Origin of the sequence: Clostridioides sp. ES-S-0005-03, assembly GCF_020658455.1 — a bacterium.
Lineage (GTDB): Bacteria > Bacillota > Clostridia > Peptostreptococcales > Peptostreptococcaceae > Clostridioides.
Genome location: NZ_JACVWI010000002.1, coordinates 84,898 through 105,487, shown reverse-complemented (window position 1 = coordinate 105,487; position 20,590 = coordinate 84,898). Strand labels below are relative to the sequence as shown.

Genomic DNA, 20,590 nt, shown 5'->3' with positions numbered 1-20,590 from the left:
AATGTAACTATAAGTTTAGGGTAATTTATAAATTAAATATAAAAGCCAGATAGATAAAGGATTTTATCCATCTGGCTGATGGTAGATAAGGACGGGTGTTAATGAGTAAAGGAAAATCTCTTATAAGAACTATTGCAGTGTCAACTATGGCAGTAGCTGTAACTGGTAGTGCTACATGTGCATATGCTGCTCCAGTGTTACAAGGAACAAAGACATATGAAAAAGTAAATACTATAGATATATCTGTGGATTCAGTAGAAAATATAGTATATTCATTTCAAGCTAGTATAAAAGTACAAGGTGAGGTTGAAGTACTAGATAATGAGCCAGGCCAAAAGATTAAGTGGTCTGATAATATAGAAGCTCAGATAAAAAGTGGAAATGCAAATGCCAATTGTGTTTCAACATATGATAAAGCAAGTAATACAACAACATTAGATATATATGTTACATCAAATGAAGATTTGTTAGATGGAAATACATTAAATATAGGAAGAATATCAGTAAAAAAATCTGGAAGTAATTCAAGTGCTAAGTATAAAATATTGGGTAATGGGGAAAATTCCAAACCAGCTTTAAAAATTGTAACTTACAACAATAAAACCGTTGATTATGAAAGTATAGATTCTAGTGAAAGTTTAAACTTTACTCTTATCAATGAGAATGAAGTAAAACCAATAGGAGGAACTGGAACTAGTAAAAACGATCCTGAAAAATATAAGGTTGAGAAAAGTGAATCACTTGAATATTTATTAAATAATATTAGAATAAACTATTCTGTTGTTAGTAAAGAAACCGAAGAAAGTGGTTCAAATATAATATTAAAGCTTGGATTATCACAAAAATCAAGTAAAGGAAGAAAAGCTACAATAAGTAAGTATGTTGAAGTTACACTTCCAAAAAGTTTAGAGTATGTAGTTGATAATGAGTTAGCTAAACCAGATGAATTACCACCAGACAATTCTGATGACAATAATAATGGTGGAAATAATAATTCAGGTGGTTCATCTGGAGGTAGTAGTTCTTCTAGTGGAGGAAGTTCAAGCGACTCTACATCTAATGTTACAGTAAAAAAATTAAAAGGTGCAGATAGATTTGAAACTGCTGTTAAAATATCTCAAAGTGGATGGACAAAGTCAGATACAGTTGTGATAGTAAATGGAGAAGACAGAAGTATGGTGGATGGGCTTACTGCTACACCACTTGCTAGTGTAAAAAATTCACCAATTCTTTTATCTTCAAATGATAAACTTCCTCAAAAAACTATAGAAGAGCTAAAAAGATTAAATCCATCAAAAGTAATTGTAGTAGGTGGAAATAACTCAATGCCAAATTCAGTTGTTGAAGCTATTAAAGGCATAAATTCAAAGATATCAGTACAAAGAATAGGTGGAGAAACAAGATATCAAACTTCTATTAATATAGCAAAAGAAATTGATAAGACAAATAATGTAAGCAAGTTGTATATAGGAGCAGGAAATGGAGAAGCAGATTCATTATCAATAGCATCATTAGCTGGAAAGGAAAAAACTCCAATAGTACTTACACAAAAAGATGGTGTAGATAATGAAGCAGAACAATTTATTAAATCAAACAAAGTGTCAAATGTATACTTTATTGGTGGAGTAGAAAAAATATCTAACAAGGCTATTGAGCAAGTTGGAAAAATAACAAATAAAGATGTATCAAAAAATAGAGTTGCAGGTCAAAATAGACAAGAGACAAATGCTAAAGTAATAGATAAATTCTATTCTCATTCCAAATTGGATGGGGTTGTAGTTGCTAATCAAGATAAACTTATAGATGCTTTGGCAGTTGGTCCATTGGCAGCTAAAAATAATTCGCCAGTTGTACTTGCTACAAATACGTTAGATAAATCACAAGAATCATCATTAAAAAATAAAAATTCATCTAAGTTGTTTGAAGTGGGTGGAGGAATAGCTTCATCTGTAGTAGATAAGATTAAGAGTTTAATTGAATCAAAATAAATATCAAAGTAAATATAAGTAAGTAAGCTTAAAATAAGAATGTATTTAGATATAAATCATATGTCTAAGTGCATTCTTATTTTTATTTATATTATCTTAATAATATTATGCTGGAATATATGTGAAAATTTAAGTAGAATTAAATTTAATTTGTAAAGTGATGTAAATTATTTTTAATAATGAAATATATCTTACAAATATTTAAAATATAACTAGAGATAGTTTTTGAATTTTTAATTAAATAAAATATTAATATATAGACGTAATATATTTATATAAGATATACTTTATAATATACAAAAAATAACAAAATAATAAAAAAAAGTAAAAACCATATAAATATAAAACATAAAAATCATCAGGGGGATATGAAAATGAATAAAAAAATATTATCATTAGGTCTAGCAGTATCATTAATCTTGCTAAACTTCAAAAGTGTAAATGCATCATCAGTAGTAGAAAAAATATATGGCAAAGATAGATATGAAACAGCAGCAAAGATAGCTGACAAACAAACTTATGAAACAGTTATTTTAGTAAATACAGAAAAATCTCTTGCAGATGGATTAAGTGCAAGTGGGTTGTCAGGTGCAACAAAAGCACCAATATTATTTACACAAAAAAATAAGATACCAACAGAGACAAATAAATGTCTAAAAAATATCAAAAAAGCATACATAATAGGTACAGAAGATACTATAAGTAAATCAGTAGAAAAAGAACTAGATTCTAAACATATAGAAGTAAAGAGAATTGGTGGAGAAGATAGGCTAAAAACAAGTTATCTAATAGCTAAAGAAATAGCAACTATAAAAAAAGTGGATAAGGTACTATTAACTAATGCATATAGTGGAGAAGCAGATGCTATGAGTGTATCATCAGTAGCTACTAGAGATGGTGTTCCAATTATACTTACAGATGGGAAGAGTATACCCTTTGATGTTAAAAGTATACAATCATATTGTATAGGCTCAGAAGAAATAATGAGCAATGCTCTAGTTAAAAATACAAACTCAGTAAGAATAGAAGGAACTGACCGATTTAAAACTAATGAGAAGGTAATAGACTATTTTTATAAAAATGTAGATAGGTTCTATGTATCAGATGGCTATCAATTAGTAGATGCTATAGCAGCTGCACCATTAACTAAAGATTTTCCAATGGTATTAGTTAATGATGGTAGTAGTAAAGTTGTGTTAGAAGGAGCTAAGCATATAACTTCTATAGGTGAGTTAAGTGACAAGGTGATAGAACAATGTGTAAGCGCATCAAAGTCAAATGGGCAATCTCCAACAATCACAATAGGAACTACAGAGCTATATAAAGGGGAAAAGTTTGATAGTAGTAAGTTGAATATAGTAGCTAAAGATAATACTGGGAGGGTTTTACCAATAGAAATTGATGGATTTATAGATACAAATAGAGTAGGTACATATATATTAACATTAAAGGCTACAGATGAATGGGGGAAGAGCACAGAAAAAAGGGTAGAAATAAAAGTGCTAGACGATAAAACTCATGACTACAATAGCCCAGAGTTTAAAAAGATGGTGTCTACTGAAATGTATAACCTAATTAATTCTTATAGAAAAGAAAAAGGGAAAGATTCTTTAGTAGTATCTAGTAGGCTAGAAGGAATGGCAAATGCATGGTCTAAGTATATGATGGATAAAAAAGTTTTTGCGCATTATATAGATGGTAAGAATGCCCCACAAGTATTTTCTGAATTTGGAATGAGAAGTGAAGAGAATATAGCTTATATTTATATTAATTCTAAGAGTGTTCAAACGACTCAAGATGCTAAAGATATGGCAAAGACTATATTTGAAGTGTGGAAGAAGTCTCCTGAATACAACGCAAATATGCTTAGTGATGATTTTTCTAGTACTGGATTTGGACTTTATATATTGTCAGATGGACAAGTGCATGCTACTCAAGAATTTTTAAATGGTAATGAAGGTAGTTTGTAAAAAACTACCATAAATCTTGTTTTTTTATTAATTTACTGATATCATAAAATTTAAAATCACATCTAAAGTACTTTTTGTAATCTGTTTTGTTATTTGCTTTACAGGTTATGGTATTTTAGATGTTTTTTATTTTAGATATTTATAAATTTTAAGGGAATAACTACTGAGGATGTAATTTATAATGAGTTGAATTATTAAAAGATTGGTAGGAGGAGTTTTATGAAGGTAGATAAGAGAATATTATCAATAGGATTGACAGTATCATTAATAATGGCAGGGGCAGTAAATATCAATGCACTTTCAAGTATAGAAAAGATACAAGGGAAGGATAGATATGAGACAGCTGCCAAAATTGCACAGAAGCAAACATATGAAAATGTAGTACTAGTAAATACAGACAATACTTTAGCAGATGGACTTAGTGCAAGTGGATTAGCAGGAGCGGTTAAAGCACCTATATTATTATCACAAAAAAATAGCATACCATCAGATACAGAAAAAATGTTAAAAGGTGTAAAAAAAGTTTACATAATAGGAACTGAAGAATCAATAGGAAAATCAGTTGAGAATAAATTAAAACAAAAAGGAATAGAAGTTAAAAGAATAGGTGGTAATGATAGAATTGAAACTAGTTATCTTATAGCAAAAGAAATAGCTTCAATAAAGCCTGTAAGTAAATTTTTTATAACTAATGGATACACAGGTGAGGCTGATGCAATGTCTGCATCATCAGTAGCATCAAGAGATGGGGTTCCTATAATTTTAACTGACGGGAAAAGTGTACCATTTGATACAAAAGAAGGCATACAATGTTATGCTCTTGGTTCAGAGGAGATAATAAGCAATGATTTGGTTAAAAAAACTGATGCAGTTAGATTAGCAGGAGAGGATAGATTTGAGACCAATAAAAAAGTCATAAAACACTTTTATAGCTCATCAAAAGAATTCTATCTTTCTAAAGGATTCCAATTAGCGGATGCAGTTGCTGGTTCTTCTATAGCAAAAAATGCACCTATTGTATTGGTTGATGGAAGTAGTGATAAGTCTGTAATTAGAAGTGCTGATAAAATCACAGCACTAGGAGGAATAGATGAAAAGACACTAGAACAATGTTTAAGTGCATCAGCATTGGATGCAAGTGCACCAACAATAACTATTGGGAATTTAAATGTATATCAAGGAGATAAGTTTGATATAAAAAAACTGAATATAGTTGCAAAGGATAGTAATGGTAACGATTTAACACCAGAGATTATAGGCAATATTAATACTGATAAGGTTGGTAAATACAAAGTGACTATAAAAGCTATTGATATTGGTGGAAAAACTACATCAGTAAATGTAGAAGTAAATGTACTTGAATATAAGACTAATGATATGAATAGTACAGAATTTAAAAGAATGGTTTCTAGTGAAATGTATAGTTTGGTAAATTCTTATAGAAAAGAAAAAGGAAAAGAAGCACTACAAGTTTCTAAAAACTTAGAAGGACTTTCTAATTCATGGTCTAAGTATATGGCAGATAAAGGTCAGTTTTCACATGTAATAGAGGGTAAAAAATCTGTTGAAGTGTTTACTGGATATGGAATGAGAAGTGAAGAAAATATAGCTTTTGTACCTCTTGTTACTAAAAGTACTTATACAACAAAGGATGCTAGAGAAGTAGCAAATGTAATATTTACAGTTTGGAAGAAGTCAGATAAATATAATGAAAATATGCTAAATAGTGATTTTGTATATACTGGGTTTGGATTATATATATTGTCTAATGGAGAAGTGTATGCTACTCAAGAATTTCTAAATAAGTAAAATTAAATTTTTAAAGTTATTAAATATTGCAATTTAGAGGTATAAAAACTCATATCTTTGGAGAAAATAATAATTTCAAAAAAATGCCTTGCAAAAAGAATTAAAATGGATTATTATAGAGATGTGAGAAATATTAGGAATATATGGATGATTATTCTATGTACATAATAAAGAGATGTAATTTTAATATAATGTTGGGAGGAATTTAAGAAATGAATAAGAAAAATTTAGCAATGGCTATGGCTGCTGTTACAGTAGTAGGTTCGGCTGCACCAGTATTTGCAGCAGATGCACCAGTTAAATATGAAAACACGTATACTGTAGTACAAAGTAAGTATGAAAAAGCTTTAAAAGATATGCAAAAGGGGATTACAGATAAAAAGATAAAATCAATAGCAATATCTTATGAAGGTAAGCCAGTTACTACTATTACTGTTGCAAGTATGGATACAACAGGAACTACTTCAACAAAAGAAGAGTTAGCAAGCGCTTTATTAAAGACTACTGTTAATGATAAGTTAGATAATTTAGGTGATGGAGATTATGTAGACTTTGATATAACTTATGTTGGCGCTGCTGACACACTTACTGCAGGAGATCTTAATGATTTTAAAGCAGCTTTAGCAGCTGATACTACATTGAAAATACCTGTTGCTACTACAGCATTGTTTGGAGCTGTTACATTAGGAACAGGAGATACAAAACTTGATCCAGCAAGTGGTACAGTTAATGTAGCTACTGCAATAGAAGCTACAATTTCTGGAAATACTCTTACAGTAGGTAAAAAAGCTGCTGACACAACTAAAATTGGAAAAGAAGATGCAGAAAATACTACAGCTACAGATGTTACATTTAAAGATGGTGCAAAGATATCTGTATCAGTTGGAGATCCAAAAATAGATTTATCAAAATCATTTACTTTTGATGATACAACTGGTAAATTAGATGGAATAGTAGAAAAAGAAAATACTGCAACATCACATGCATATGTAAGAGTAATAAATGCTAAAGAACAAACAATAGATTTAGATGCTAGTTCATATAAATCAGCTGAAGATTTAGCTAAATCATATGCTTTTAAAACTGATGAACTTAAGACTCTTTATACTGAAATAGAAGCATATCAAAAAGATAGTAATGCTACAACTGATAAAGTTCAAATTGTTGATGGTAAATATCAAACAATACTTTATGCTGAAGGAAAAAGATTAACTACTAAATCAGCAAACCAAGCTTCTAAATTAGCAGATGAAAATTCACCACTTAAGTTAGTTATAAAAGCAGATAAATTAAAAGACTTAAAAGATTATGTTGAAGATTTAAGAAATGCTAATAATGGGTATTCAAATACTGTTACTGTAGCAGGTGATGATAGAATAGAAACTGCAATAGAATTAAGTAGAAAATATTACAACAATACTGATGAAGAAAAGGCTGTAAAAGATGTACCAGTTGATTCTGTAGTATTAGTTGGTTCTCAAGCAATAGTTGATGGACTTGTTGCTTCACCTTTAGCGTCAGAAAAAGAAGCTCCTTTATTATTAACTTCAAAAGATAAATTAGATTCAAATGTAAAATCTGAAATCAAGAGAGTTATGAATTTAAAAACTTCAACAGGAATAAATAATTCTAAGAAAGTTTACTTAGCTGGAGGAGTTAATTCTATATCTAAAGAAGTAGAAAATGAATTAAAAGATATGGGACTTAAAGTAACAAGATTAGCTGGTGATGATAGATATGCTACTTCATTAGAAATAGCTGATGAAATCGGTTTAGATAATGATAAAGCATTTGTTGTAGGAGGAACAGGTCTTGCAGATGCTATGAGTATAGCTCCAGTTGCTTCTCAATTAGATGGGAAAAATGCTACACCAATAGTTGTTGTTGATGGAAAAGCTAAAGAATTAAGTTCTGCAGCAGAAGATTTCTTAGATGATGCTCAAGTTGATATAATAGGTGGAAAAAATAGTGTTTCTAAAGAGATGGAAGATGCTATAGATGATGCTACAGGAAAATCTCCAAATAGAATTAGTGGAGATGATAGACAAGCAACTAATGCAGAAGTATTAAAAGAATCTGACTATTTCCCAGATGGAGCAGTAAATTATTTTGTTGCTAAAGATGGTTCTACTAAAGAAGATCAATTAGTTGATGCATTAGCAGCAGCGCCAGTAGCAGCTAGCTTTAAGGCTCCAATTATATTGGCAACTGATTCATTATCTTCAGATCAAAATGTTGCAATAAGTAAAGCATTACCTTCTGGAAAATCAGGAGATAATTTAATACAAGTTGGTCAAGGTATAGCAAGTTCAGTAATAACTAAGATAAAAGATTTATTAGATATGTAATATAAATTTTAAATATAAAGTAAAAAAGATTCCTTAAATAGGAATCTTTTTTACTTTTAAAAATTGTATTAAAAATAAAAGAGAGACTAAATAATTAGTCTCTCTTTTTGTGAGAAATACTTAAATGATTAAAAGATGTAATTCATTCAAGTATGATTATTATACTATAAATGAAAAAAGTTGTCTACTATTCTATATTTTTAAGGTATAATAATAGTTGTATGATAAAAAAGGAGGTAAGAGATACATGTCAGTTTTAGATACAATACTTGATAAAGCAGATGAACAAGAAATTAAAAAGTTGAATTTAATAGTAGATAAAATAGAAGCTTTGGAAGAAAAGATACAAAATTTATCTGATGATGAACTGAAAGAAATGACTAATATATTTAGAAATAGATTAAATAATGGAGAAACTTTAGATGATATATTAATTGAAGCTTTTGCAGTTGTAAGAGAGGTATCAAAAAGAAAATTGGGAATGCGTCAATATAGAGTACAATTAATTGGTGGCATAGTAATACATCAAGGGAAAATTGCTGAGATGAAAACAGGTGAAGGAAAAACACTAGTTGAAGTAGCACCAGTATATTTAAATGCCCTTACAGGTAAGGGTGTACATGTAATTACAGTAAATGACTATTTGGCAGAACGTGATAAAGAACTTATGCGACCAGTTTATGAATCTCTTGGTATGACAGTAGGCGTAATTGTAGCTAACCAGAATCCAAGTATAAGAAAAGAACAGTATAAGTGTGACATAACTTATGGAACAAATAGTGAATTTGGATTTGACTATTTGAGAGATAATATGGTTCCAAATTTGTCTCATAAAGTACAGAGAGAACTAAATTTTGCTATAGTGGATGAGGTTGACTCAATACTAATAGATGAGGCTAGAACTCCTCTTATTATTGCAGGAGATGGTGATGAAGATTTAAAACTTTATGAGTTAGCAAATAGCTTTATAAAAACTATTAAAGAAGAAGACTTTGAAATGGATAGAAAAGATAAAACTATAGCATTAACATTAAATGGTATAAGTAAGGCAGAATCATTTTTTGGAATAGAAAATATTACTGATATAAAGAATATAGAATTATACCATCATATAAATCAAGCTTTGAGAGGTCATAAACTTATGGAAAAAGATGTTGACTATGTTATTTCAGAGGGAGAAATAATGATAGTTGATGAATTTACAGGAAGGGTAATGGATGGAAGAAGATATACAGATGGACTTCATCAAGCTATAGAAGCTAAAGAAGGTGTTGAGATAAATAATGAGTCTAAGACTATGGCCACTGTAACTTACCAAAATTTCTTTAGGCTATATGAAAAACTTTCTGGAATGACTGGTACTGCAAAGACAGAAGAGAGTGAATTTGAATCAATATATAAATTAAATGTTGTTCAAATACCAACTAATAAACCCGTTATCAGAGGTGACTTACATGACAAAGTATTTAAAACAGAAGAAGAAAAATACAATGCTGTTGTAGAAGAAATAATAAGGATACATAAGACTAGACAGCCAATACTTGTAGGAACTGTTTCTGTTGAAAAGTCTGAGAAGTTATCTAAAATGCTTAAAAAACAAGGTATAAAGCATCAAGTTTTAAATGCAAAACAACATAGTAAAGAAGCAGAAATAATCTCTAAAGCTGGTAAATTAGATGCTATAACAATTGCCACAAATATGGCAGGTAGAGGAACTGATATTTCTTTAGGAGCAGGAGATAAAGATGAAGAACAAGAAGTTAAAAATTTAGGTGGTCTTTATGTTATAGGAACAGAAAGACATGAGTCAAGAAGAATTGATAATCAGCTTAGAGGACGTTCTGGTCGTCAAGGAGACCCAGGTACATCAAGATTTTTTGTAAGTCTTGAAGATGATGTAATAAAACTTTATGGTGGAAAAACTATAGAGAAATTAATGAAGAGAACAAGTTCAAATGAAAATAAAGCTATTGAAAGTAAGGCACTTACAAGAGCTATAGAAAGAGCACAAAAAGGTGTAGAAGGCAAAAACTTTGAAATAAGAAAAAATGTTCTTAAATATGATGATACTATCAATGAGCAAAGAAAAGTCATATATAATGAAAGAAATAAAGTTTTAAATAATGAAGATATTCAAGAAGATATTCAAAAAATGGTTAAAGATATTATACAAGAAGCAGGAGAAACTTACTTGGTTGGAAGAAAAAGAGATTATTATGGATATTTTAAATATCTATATAATACATTTATGCCTGCAGATACGCTATTAATACCTGGTGTGGATAAAAAAAGTGTTCAAGAAATAGTTGATAGTACTTATGAAATTTCAAAAAGAGTTTATGACCTTAAAAAGATGATGATTGGTATTGATAAGGTTGCAGAGTTGGAAAAGACAGTACTTTTAAAAGTAGTTGACCAATACTGGATAGATCATATCGATGCTATGGAACAATTAAGACAATACGTAGGTTTCAAATCTTATGCTCAGAAAGACCCATTTAAAGAGTATTCATTAGAAGGATATGATATGTTTGAAGCTTTAAATAAAAATATAAGGGAGACGACTGTGCAATACTTATATAAATTTAACTAAAGATACTAATATAATTTTTATTAAGTGAAAAATAAAGTACTTTGATTCTTTATATTGTAATGATAATTAAATAAAAATATATAAATGAAAAAGAAGCTGAAAATCAGCTTCTTTTTCTGTGTGAGAAATACGGAAAAAAGAGATGCTTGAAATTTCTTTCTTCCATTTAATATTATACTATAAAGAAGATTAAAAGTCTATTAGTTATAAATTGGATTATTAAAAAAAATTACAATTTTGTTACTTTTTTGTATACATAAATGCTTAAAAAATAAAGTATAAAAAAGAATTTCATACCAAATGGTTAATTATTACAATGTAGCCTATTTATTGAAATAATATCAAATATATATTATAATTGGTAAATAAGGAAAAAATGATGAAAAATTGAATTTTTTAGGGGGAAAATACTATGAATAGAAAAAATCTTTCTATAGTTATGGCAGCTGCAATGATAAGTACATCAGTAGCTCCAATTTTTGCTGCAGAAACTACACAGGTAAAAAAAGAAACAATAACTAAAAAAGAAGCTACAGAATTAGTTTCAAAAGTTAGAGACTTAATGTCTCAAAAATATACTGGAGGTTCTCAAGTTGGACAACCAATATATGAAATAAAAGTTGGTGAAACTTCATCACAGTTAAAAATAATAACTAATATAGATGAATTAGAAAAATTAGTAAATGCTTTGGGAGAAAATAAAGAACTTCTTGTAACTATAACAGACAAAGGTCATATAACAAATAGTGCAAATGAAGTAGTTGCTGAAGCAATTGAAAAATATGAAAACTCAGCAGACCTTTCAGCTGAAGCTAATGCTATAACAGAAAAAGCTAAAACTGAAACTAACGGAATTTATGGAGTTGCAGATGTAAAGGCTTCATATGATAGTGCTAAAGACAAACTAGTTATAACTTTAAGGGATAAAAAAGAAACAATAACTTCTAAAACTATAGAGGTAAGTATTGGTGATGAAAAAATTGATTTAGTAGCAAATCCAGTTGATTCAACTGGAACAAATTTAGACCCATCTGTAGAAGGATTTAAAGTAAATAAAATAAGTAAGTTAGGTTTAGCAGGAACTAAAGACATAGCTGATGTTAAATTAGCTGAAATAACTATAAAAAATAGTGACCTAAATACAGTTTCACCACAAGATTTATATGATGGATATAGATTAACTGTTCAAGGTAATATGGTAGTAAATAGTACATCAAAATTAATTAGTGATATTTCAGCAAAAGATTCAGAAACAGGAAAATATAAATTTACTGTTAAGTATACTGATGCATCTGGAAAAGCTATAGAGCTTACTGTAGAAAGTGCTAATGAGAAGGATTTAAAAGATGCTAAAGCTGCATTAGAAGGAAATTCAAAAGTTAAATTGATAGCTGGAGATGATAGATATGCAACTGCTGTAGCTATAGCAAAACAAACAAAATATACTGACAATGTAGTTATAGTTAATTCAAATAAACTAGTTGATGGATTAGCAGCTACACCACTAGCTCAATCTAAAAAGGCGCCTATATTATTAGCATCTGATAATGAAATACCAAAAGTAACTTTAGACTATATAAAGGATATAATTAAGAAAAGTCCATCAGCTAAAATATATATAGTTGGAGGAGAATCAGCAGTATCAAATACAGCTAAAAAGCAATTAGAATCAGTAACTAAAAATGTTGAAAGACTAGCTGGAGATGATAGGCATACAACTTCTGTAGCCGTAGCAAAAGCTATGGGTTCTTTTAAAGATGCATTTGTAGTAGGTGCGAAAGGTGAAGCTGATGCTATGAGTATAGCTGCTAAAGCTGCTGAACTTAAGGCTCCTATAATAGTAAATGGCTGGAATGATCTCTCAGCAGAAGCTATCAAATTGATGGATGGAAAAGAGATTGGTATAGTTGGTGGTTCTAACAATGTATCTAACCAAATTGAAAATCAACTTATTGATATTGATAAAGATAGAAAAGTTCAAAGAGTTGAAGGAGAAACAAGACATGATACTAATGCCAAAGTCATAGAAACATATTATGATAAATTAGATAAACTATATATAGCAAAAGATGGCTATGGAAATAATGGTATGCTAGTAGATGCATTAGCAGCAGGTCCTTTAGCAGCAGGAAGAGGACCAATACTTCTAGCTAAAAATGATATAACAGATTCACAAAAAAGTGCTCTTGATAAAAAATTAAATCTTGGTGCAGAAGTAACTCAAATAGGTAATGGAGTTGAATTGACAGTAATACAAAAGATAGCTAAAATACTAGGTTGGTAATAATCTATACTGTGGAGAAGATTCCTTAATATATAGGAATCTTTTTCTACAGTTTAGCTGTTTATTGTAGATTATAAAATTTTATGAAATAGGAGGACATAATAGTGGTAGATGCAACTTTATTTTTTACACCACATCAAGACGATGAAACTTTAAGTATGGGTAGTGCCATAATTGAGCACGTTGAAAAAAGTGATACACACGTAATTTTGTGTACAGATGGTAGTAAATCAATAATAAGAAAAGTTTTAGATGATGGAGGTACATGTTCCTATCATATTAAAGATGTGCATAAGTATTCTCTATCAGAAAGTGAATTTTCAAAAAATAGAGATGAAGAATTCAAAGATAGTTGTGAAGCAATGGGTGTAAAAGAAAGCAATATACATATAGAAGATAATAGAGCTCATGATGGTGAGCTAAATAAAGAAAAAGCAAGAGAAATAATTCTTAAGTATCTAAAAGAATATCCAGATGCGAAAGTAAAAACAGTGACTCCATTTAAAGCTAGTGGAATACATGAAGACCATAGAGCATTAGGTGAAGCAGCTTTAGAGTTATATAAAGAAGGTAAAATAAAAGATTTAAGATTTTATGTAGAACCATATGACTATATTGATTTTAAAAAAGTTAATCCAAATGTAGAAGTATGGGAGGTATTACCTAGCCAAGAAGAGAAGTTATTAAGTGCAATGAATTCATATAAGAAATGGAATCCAGAAAGTGGGCATTACGCTATCGGGTATCATTCAGTAAAATCTCACTTTGATGAACTAGCTACAAGTAAAATACAGTATGTACATGCTCCATAAAATATTATTAAAGAATTAGGAGGTAAGAATTAATGAAAATATCAAAAAAGATAGTGTCATTATTAACTATAACATTTTTATCTATTACATTATATGGAAATACGTCTAATGCATCTACCAAAGATACACTAACAGGTTCTGGTAGATGGGAAACTGCTATAAAAATAAGTCAAGCTGGATGGACAAAATCTGATAATGCTGTATTAGTAAATGATAATTCAATAGTGGATGCTTTATCAGCTACTCCATTTGCAAAGGCGAAAGATGCACCTATCTTATTAACTCAAAATAATAAACTGGATAGTAGAACAAAAGCAGAGTTAAAAAGACTTGGTGTAAAAAATGTATATTTGATAGGTGGTTCAATTGCATTAAGTTCAAATATTGAAAAGCAGTTAAAAGAAGAGAATATGAGTTTTGAAAGAATATGTGGAAATAGTAGATACGATACTTCTTTAAAATTAGCTGAAAAGCTAAATAAGGAAAAATCTATATCTAAAATAGTTGTAGTAAATGGAGAAAAGGGACTTGCTGATGCTGTAAGTGTTGGAGCTATAGCAGCTCAAGAAAATATGCCAATAATACTTTCTGATTCAAATAATGGAACTGAAGTAGCTGATAATTTTATAGATAGTAAAGATATAGAAAAGTCATATGTAATAGGTGGAACATATTCTATTTCTAATTCTGTAGAAAGAAATCTACCAAATGCTACAAGAATAGCAGGAGAGAGTAGAAGTGATACAAATGCAAAGATTATAGAAGAATTCTATAAAGACACTGATATAAAAACTATTTATGTTACAAAAGATGGTACAAAGAATAAGAATGATTTAATAGATTCTTTGGCAGTAGGAGTATTAGCTGCAAAAAATGATTCCCCAATACTTCTAGCAGGCAATAAATTAGATACTAATCAAAAAGATATATTAAATACTAAAATTATAGATAAAGTTACTCAAATTGGTGGTTTAGGAAATGAAAATGTTGTAGAATATATACTAGATATACAAGAAGAGACTAAGTATACTGTTGAAACTATTGATGAACTTAATGTTGCTATAAAAAAATCAGATGCAAATGATATTATAAAATTTATACCAGAAAAAGATAGAAGTATAAGTAGTTCATTTAAAATAGAAACAGATAAAGCTATAGAAGTTGAATTAGAAGGCATTTATAAGCAATCAGTTACTATAAACATGCCAAATGGTAAGGTTAGCAACTTGGGAGAAATCAATGGTACTACAGAAATAAAAAATATAAAAAATAACTCATTTATAAATAAGGGAAGTATATTTGATTTAGATATTTCTGCTGAAAATGGATGTAGAATAGAGAATGAAAGTTCTGGTGAAATATGGCTTATAACGATATTTCAAAATGTAAAAGGTGTTTATATTGTAAATGATGGAGAAATAACAAAAATATCAAATAATTCTTCTGACGTTACAATAAAGAATTCTGGAGAAATAGATACAATAACTGGTAGTAAAGAGCCTGCAATAAGTGGGAAAAAACCAAGAATAAATGATACTGAAGTTGATGATACACTTGCAAGAGGGCTTTATGCTAAAGCTGATTCATGCTACAATCCTGAAAAAGATTATGTAATGGTAACAATTTTAAGTGAGCCTAAAAGTTCAGATTATAGTATTTATTATAGAGTAGTAGAAAATAAACCATCTGCTATGTATGTAGGAAACAAGATTAATCCTGCAGATTGGGAAATTGTTACAAAATATAATAAAGGATTTATTGAAAAAGCTAAAGATGGTTCATATATAGAAGTTGTTGAAGTAAATTCTTTAACGAATAAAGTCTCAAGATGGGGAAAATCTAATGTAACTAATGATGGTGTTAGATAATGTAATTAATAAGCAGATAACAATTGTTTAGTTATCTGCTTAATTAATTTTTAAAAATTATCATTTTACTAAATAAATAATTTAAAACAATAACAACTATATTAGTAAAAATTTTCACTATAAGGTCATTTACAAAAAGTAAATCAACCATTATATACATAATAACCATTTCAATAATACCAGAAAGTAACCTAAAACTAACAAAAGACAAAAATTCCTTAAATAAAAACTTTATCTCAACTTTCTTACTTTCAAATACAAAAAACTTATTAGTAACATAAGCAAATAAAACAGCAAGAATCCATGCCAAAGCATTTGCAACCATAAAATCAAATGAAATAACTCTAGTAAAAAATAAATAAGAAACTATATTTACAAGAGTAGTAAATGCTCCAAAAAATAAATATAATATTGTCTCCTTATGCTTTTTAAAAATCAAATATAACCCTCCCAAACCAATTAAATATAAGCATTCTTGAAGATTCTAACATATTTTAGTATAACATATCCATTAATTAATAAATCAATACATTATAAAATATCATAAAAAATAAAATTATAACTTTATACAATTAATATGCACTCATAATCCATATTTTATCAAAATAAAATATGACCTAAATTTAGAAATCTGATATAATAAAAATTAAATACATACAAGGGGGTAAATATGAGAAAGTACAAATCAAAAAAATTGTCAAGCCTACTGGCATTGTTGACAGTTTGCTTTTTAATAGTGTCAACAGTACCTGTATCAGCAGAAAACAATAAAACACTAGATGGAGTAGAAACTGCAGAATACTCTGAAGCGTATCTTCAATATCTAGAAGATGTCAAAAATGGAGACACAGCAAAATATAATGGAGTAATACCAGTTCCACATGAAATGGAAGGTACAACACTTCAAAATAAGGGAAGAAGCAGTCTTCCATCATCATACAAAGCAAGTGCAGCATACAATCCAATGAACTTAGGATTGACTACACCAGCAAAAAATCAGGGAGACCTTAATACATGCTGGGCATTTTCTGGTATGTCAACTTTAGAATCATATTTAAAGTTAAAAGGATATGGAACTTATGACCTTTCAGAAGAACACTTTAGATGGTGGTCAACTGGTGGAACACATGGATGGAACTTAACAGATATGACAGGTAGTTCAAATGTAACAGCTATAGGATATCTTACAGCATGGGCAGGTCCTAAACTAGAAAAAGATATACCATATAATCTCAAATCTGAAGAGCAAGGAGCAACTAGACCTTCAAATATGGATACTGCACCTACACAATTTAATGTGACAGATGTTATTCGTCTTGGAAAAGATAAAGAAACTGTAAAAAATGCTATAATGCAATATGGTTCAGTAACGTCTGGATATGCTCATTATTCAAATTATTTTAATGATGATGAAACAGCATATAACTGTACAAATAAACGAGCTCCTTTAAATCATTCTGTAGCAATAGTAGGATGGGATGATAATTATTCAAAAGATAACTTTGCTTCTGATGTTAAGCCAGAATCAAATGGAGCCTGGTTAGTAAAAAGTAGCTGGGGAGAGTTCAATTCTATGAAAGGGTTCTTCTGGATTTCTTATGAAGATAAAACTCTACTTACAGACACAGATAACTATGCAATGAAATCAGTATCAAAACCAGACAGTGACAAAAAAATGTATCAACTTGAATATGCTGGTCTTAGCAAGATAATGTCAAATAAAATAACAGCAGCAAATGTATTTGATTTCAGTAGAGACTCTGAAAAACTTGACTCAGTTATGTTTGAAACAGACTCTGTAGGAGCAAAATATGAAGTATATTATGCACCAGTAGTAAATGGAGTTCCTCAAAATAACTCAATGACAAAACTTGCAAATGGAACAGTATCATATTCTGGATACATAAATGTACCTACTAACTCTTATAACCTACCAAAAGGAAAAGGAGCAATAGTAGTAGTTATAGATAACTCAGCAAATCCTAATAGAGAAAAATCTACTTTAGCATATGAAACTAACATAGATGGATATTACTTATATGAAGCTAAAGCAAACTTAGGTGAAAGTTACATACTTCAAAACAATAAATTTGAGGATATAAATACATATAGCGAGTTCTCTCCTTGTAACTTTGTTATAAAAGCTATAACAAAGACATCTTCTGGACAGGCTACTTCAGGAGAATCTTTAACTGGAGCTGACAGATATGAAACAGCAGTTAAAGTTAGTCAAAAAGGGTGGACTTCTTCACAAAATGCAGTACTAGTAAATGGTAATGCAATAGTGGATGCTTTAACAGCTACACCATTTACAGCAGCAATTGATTCTCCAATCCTTTTAACAGGAAAAGATAACTTAGATTCAAAAACTAAGGCAGAGTTACAAAGATTAGGAACTAAAAAAGTTTATCTAATAGGTGGAGAAAATTCTCTAAGTAAGAATATACAAACTCAACTTAGCAATATGGGTATATCAATAGAGAGAATTAGTGGTAGTGATAGATACAAGACTAGTATATCTCTAGCTCAAAAACTAAATAGTATAAAATCTGTTTCACAAGTTGCAGTGGCAAATGGTGTCAATGGACTTGCAGATGCAATTAGTGTTGGCGCAGCAGCTGCTGACAACAATATGCCAATAATACTTACTAATGAAAAGAGTGAGTTACAAGGTGCTGATGAGTTTTTAAATTCATCAAAAATAACTAAGTCTTATATAATTGGTGGTACAGCTACTTTATCATCAAACTTAGAAAGTAAGCTTTCAAATCCAACAAGACTTGCAGGAAGTAATAGAAATGAAACTAATGCTAAGATAATAGATAAGTTCTATACTAATTCAGATTTAAAATATGCTTTTGTTGTTAAAGATGGTTCAAAAAGTCAAGGTGACTTAATAGATGGACTAGCAGTAGGAGCATTAGGTGCTAAAACTGATTCACCAGTAGTTCTAGTTGGAAATAAATTAGATGAAAGTCAAAAAACTGTACTTAAATCTAAGAAAATAGAAACTCCAATTAGAGTTGGTGGAAATGGAAATGAAAGTGCTTTTAATGAATTAAATAATCTTTTAGGAAAATAATAATGTTAAATGTTTTATAGTTTAAAAAATATTTAATATTGTTTTAAAAATATATAAAGGAAATAAGCCCTAACTGTTAATATGGTTGGGGCTTATTTCTTGAGAAATTTTTATAGATAAAAATGTAATAATTTTAAACTGTAAAATAGTGTAAAGATATTCTATAATATAATATAGTAAGATTTTAAACGAAATAAGGGGGTAATAAAATGAAAGCACCAAAAACTATTTTAACAATATTGACAATAGCGCTTACTTTAAGTGGGATTTCTATAACTTCATCATATGCACTTACAGAAGAAAAATTAATAGGTGAAGGGAGATATGAAACTGCTGTAAAGATAAGCCAAAAAGCATATAGTTCAAGTAATAATGCTGTATTAGTCAATGATAGCTCTTTGGCTGATGCTCTTTCAGCTACACCATTTGCAAAATCTAAAGGAGCTCCAATACTTTTGACAGAAAGCAATAAACTGGATGATAGAACCAAAACAGAGCTAAAGCGTTTGGGAGCTAAGGATATTTATTTAATTGGTGGGACTGCCGTGTTAAACAAGGATATAGAGAATCAATTAAAAAGTGATGGATTAAATGTAGAAAGAATTAGTGGTAATGATAGATATGAAACTTCATTACTTTTAGCAAATAAACTAAAAGATATTAAAGATGTTAAGGAAGTAGCTGTTGTAAATGGCGAAAAAGGGCTAAGTGATGCTGTAAGTGTTGGGGCACCTTCTGCTCAAAATAATATGCCTGTAGTATTATCTAGTCCAAAGAATGGAGTAGAAGCATTTGAGAAATTTATAAAAGATGAGAAAGTTATAAAGGCATATGTAATTGGAGGTACAAATTCTGTTTCAAGAGCTGTAGAAAAAAGCCTCCCTAATGCAGAAAGATTGAGTGGAAAGGATAGAAATGAAACTAATGCCAAGGTTATAGAAAAGTTTTATTCTGATGTAGATTTAAACAATCTATATGTAACTAAAGATGGAAGTAAAAATGAAAATCAACTTATTGATTCATTGGCAGTTGGAGTATTGGCAGCAAAGAATGAATCACCTGTTGTTTTGGTCGGTGATAAACTAAATACAAAGCAAAGGGATATACTTAGTACTAAAAAATTAAGTACTGTAACACAAGTTGGTGGAAATGGAAATGAAGAAGCTTTTAATGAAATTAAGACTTTACAAGATAAAACTATCTTTGAAGCTAAAACCGTTGAGGAATTAACTAATATGATAAATATTGCAAGTCCTAATGACATTATTAACTTTAATCCAAAAGAGGATACTGTAAATGAAGCTTTTAGAATGATAACAAATAAGCCAATAACTGTGAATATAAAAGGTGATTGTTCAAAGACTATCACTATTGATATGCCTAATGGTGAGGTAAATAACTATGCTACTTTAGTAAATGTTATAGTGAGAAATATTGGAGAAGGTGGATTTAACAATCATGATACAATAACTATATTGTCAGTTCGTGACAAAAATGGTAGAGTTATAGAAAATACTAGAAATTCAGATATAGAAACAATGATGATATTGGCATCTGCTAATGATACAAAATTGATTAATGATGGTTATATAGGAAAGCTTATAGATAACTCATCTAATAGTGACATCACTAATCATGGTACTATAGACAAAAAAGTAAATCAGGTTGAAGATTTAGAAGCTAAGGTTGATTCAATTGAAAAAGCTATAGATTCTATAAGCCAGAAAATTAATAAGATACAAGATATATTAGATAAACTTGGATTTCTAAAGAAATTTCTTAACTAAAAAGATGTATATTTAAGAAAGCTATATTTTATATTTATATTTGAAAATA

The 20,590-nt window shown here is 29.4% G+C and carries 11 protein-coding genes; 10 read left to right on the top strand and 1 reads right to left on the bottom strand.

The window, feature by feature from the left end; all coding sequences use genetic code 11:
- The first annotated feature begins 101 nt into the window (after positions 1-101).
- The 8 genes from IC218_RS09645 to IC218_RS09610 all read left to right on the top strand — a co-directional run bounded on the left by IC218_RS09645 (position 102) and on the right by IC218_RS09610 (position 15,672).
- The gene (locus IC218_RS09645) at positions 102-1,988 is read left to right on the top strand and encodes a cell wall-binding repeat-containing protein (protein WP_227824305.1); all 1,887 of its coding nucleotides are present in this window, start codon (positions 102-104) and stop codon (positions 1,986-1,988) included.
- Positions 1,989-2,356: 368 nt separating this feature from the next.
- Positions 2,357-3,958, top strand: coding sequence for a cell wall-binding repeat-containing protein (locus IC218_RS09640; protein ID WP_227824304.1), 1,602 nt, complete (start codon positions 2,357-2,359; stop codon positions 3,956-3,958).
- Between the two features lie 219 nt (positions 3,959-4,177).
- Positions 4,178-5,767 carry a cell wall-binding repeat-containing protein gene (locus tag IC218_RS09635; RefSeq protein ID WP_227824303.1) on the top strand — a complete coding sequence of 530 codons (1,590 nt, stop codon included), beginning with the start codon at positions 4,178-4,180 and terminating at the stop codon, positions 5,765-5,767.
- A gap of 212 nt (positions 5,768-5,979) precedes the next feature.
- On the top strand, positions 5,980-8,115 hold the full coding sequence (gene slpA / locus IC218_RS09630; RefSeq protein WP_227824302.1) for an S-layer protein SlpA: 2,136 nt from the start codon (positions 5,980-5,982) through the stop codon (positions 8,113-8,115).
- Positions 8,116-8,362: 247 nt separating this feature from the next.
- Positions 8,363-10,708, top strand: a complete 2,346-nt coding sequence (secA, locus tag IC218_RS09625; RefSeq protein WP_227824301.1) for a preprotein translocase subunit SecA — start codon at positions 8,363-8,365, stop codon at positions 10,706-10,708.
- A gap of 412 nt (positions 10,709-11,120) precedes the next feature.
- Positions 11,121-12,992 (top strand): cell wall-binding repeat-containing protein, encoded by a 1,872-nt coding sequence (locus tag IC218_RS09620; protein ID WP_227824300.1) that lies wholly within the window; start codon positions 11,121-11,123, stop codon positions 12,990-12,992.
- Positions 12,993-13,096: 104 nt separating this feature from the next.
- The gene (locus IC218_RS09615; RefSeq protein WP_167640335.1) at positions 13,097-13,804 is read left to right on the top strand and encodes a PIG-L family deacetylase; all 708 of its coding nucleotides are present in this window, start codon (positions 13,097-13,099) and stop codon (positions 13,802-13,804) included.
- A 32-nt stretch (positions 13,805-13,836) separates the two neighbouring features.
- Positions 13,837-15,672: a cell wall-binding repeat-containing protein gene (locus IC218_RS09610; protein ID WP_227824299.1), complete on the top strand. Its 1,836-nt coding sequence runs from the start codon at positions 13,837-13,839 to the stop codon at positions 15,670-15,672.
- Between the two features lie 43 nt (positions 15,673-15,715).
- Here the strand turns inward: IC218_RS09610 and IC218_RS09605 are convergent, their stop codons facing one another.
- Positions 15,716-16,111, bottom strand: a complete 396-nt coding sequence (locus IC218_RS09605; protein WP_227824298.1) for a GtrA family protein — start codon at positions 16,109-16,111, stop codon at positions 15,716-15,718.
- Positions 16,112-16,342: 231 nt separating this feature from the next.
- Between IC218_RS09605 and IC218_RS09600 the strand changes: the two genes are divergently transcribed.
- Both IC218_RS09600 and IC218_RS09595 read left to right on the top strand, forming a co-directional pair.
- Positions 16,343-18,754, top strand: a complete 2,412-nt coding sequence (locus IC218_RS09600; protein ID WP_227824297.1) for a cell wall-binding cysteine protease Cwp84 — start codon at positions 16,343-16,345, stop codon at positions 18,752-18,754.
- A 209-nt stretch (positions 18,755-18,963) separates the two neighbouring features.
- A complete protein-coding gene (locus IC218_RS09595) occupies positions 18,964-20,541 on the top strand; it encodes a cell wall-binding repeat-containing protein (RefSeq protein WP_227434447.1) in 1,578 nt (525 codons plus the stop codon).
- Positions 20,542-20,590 lie beyond the last annotated feature (49 nt).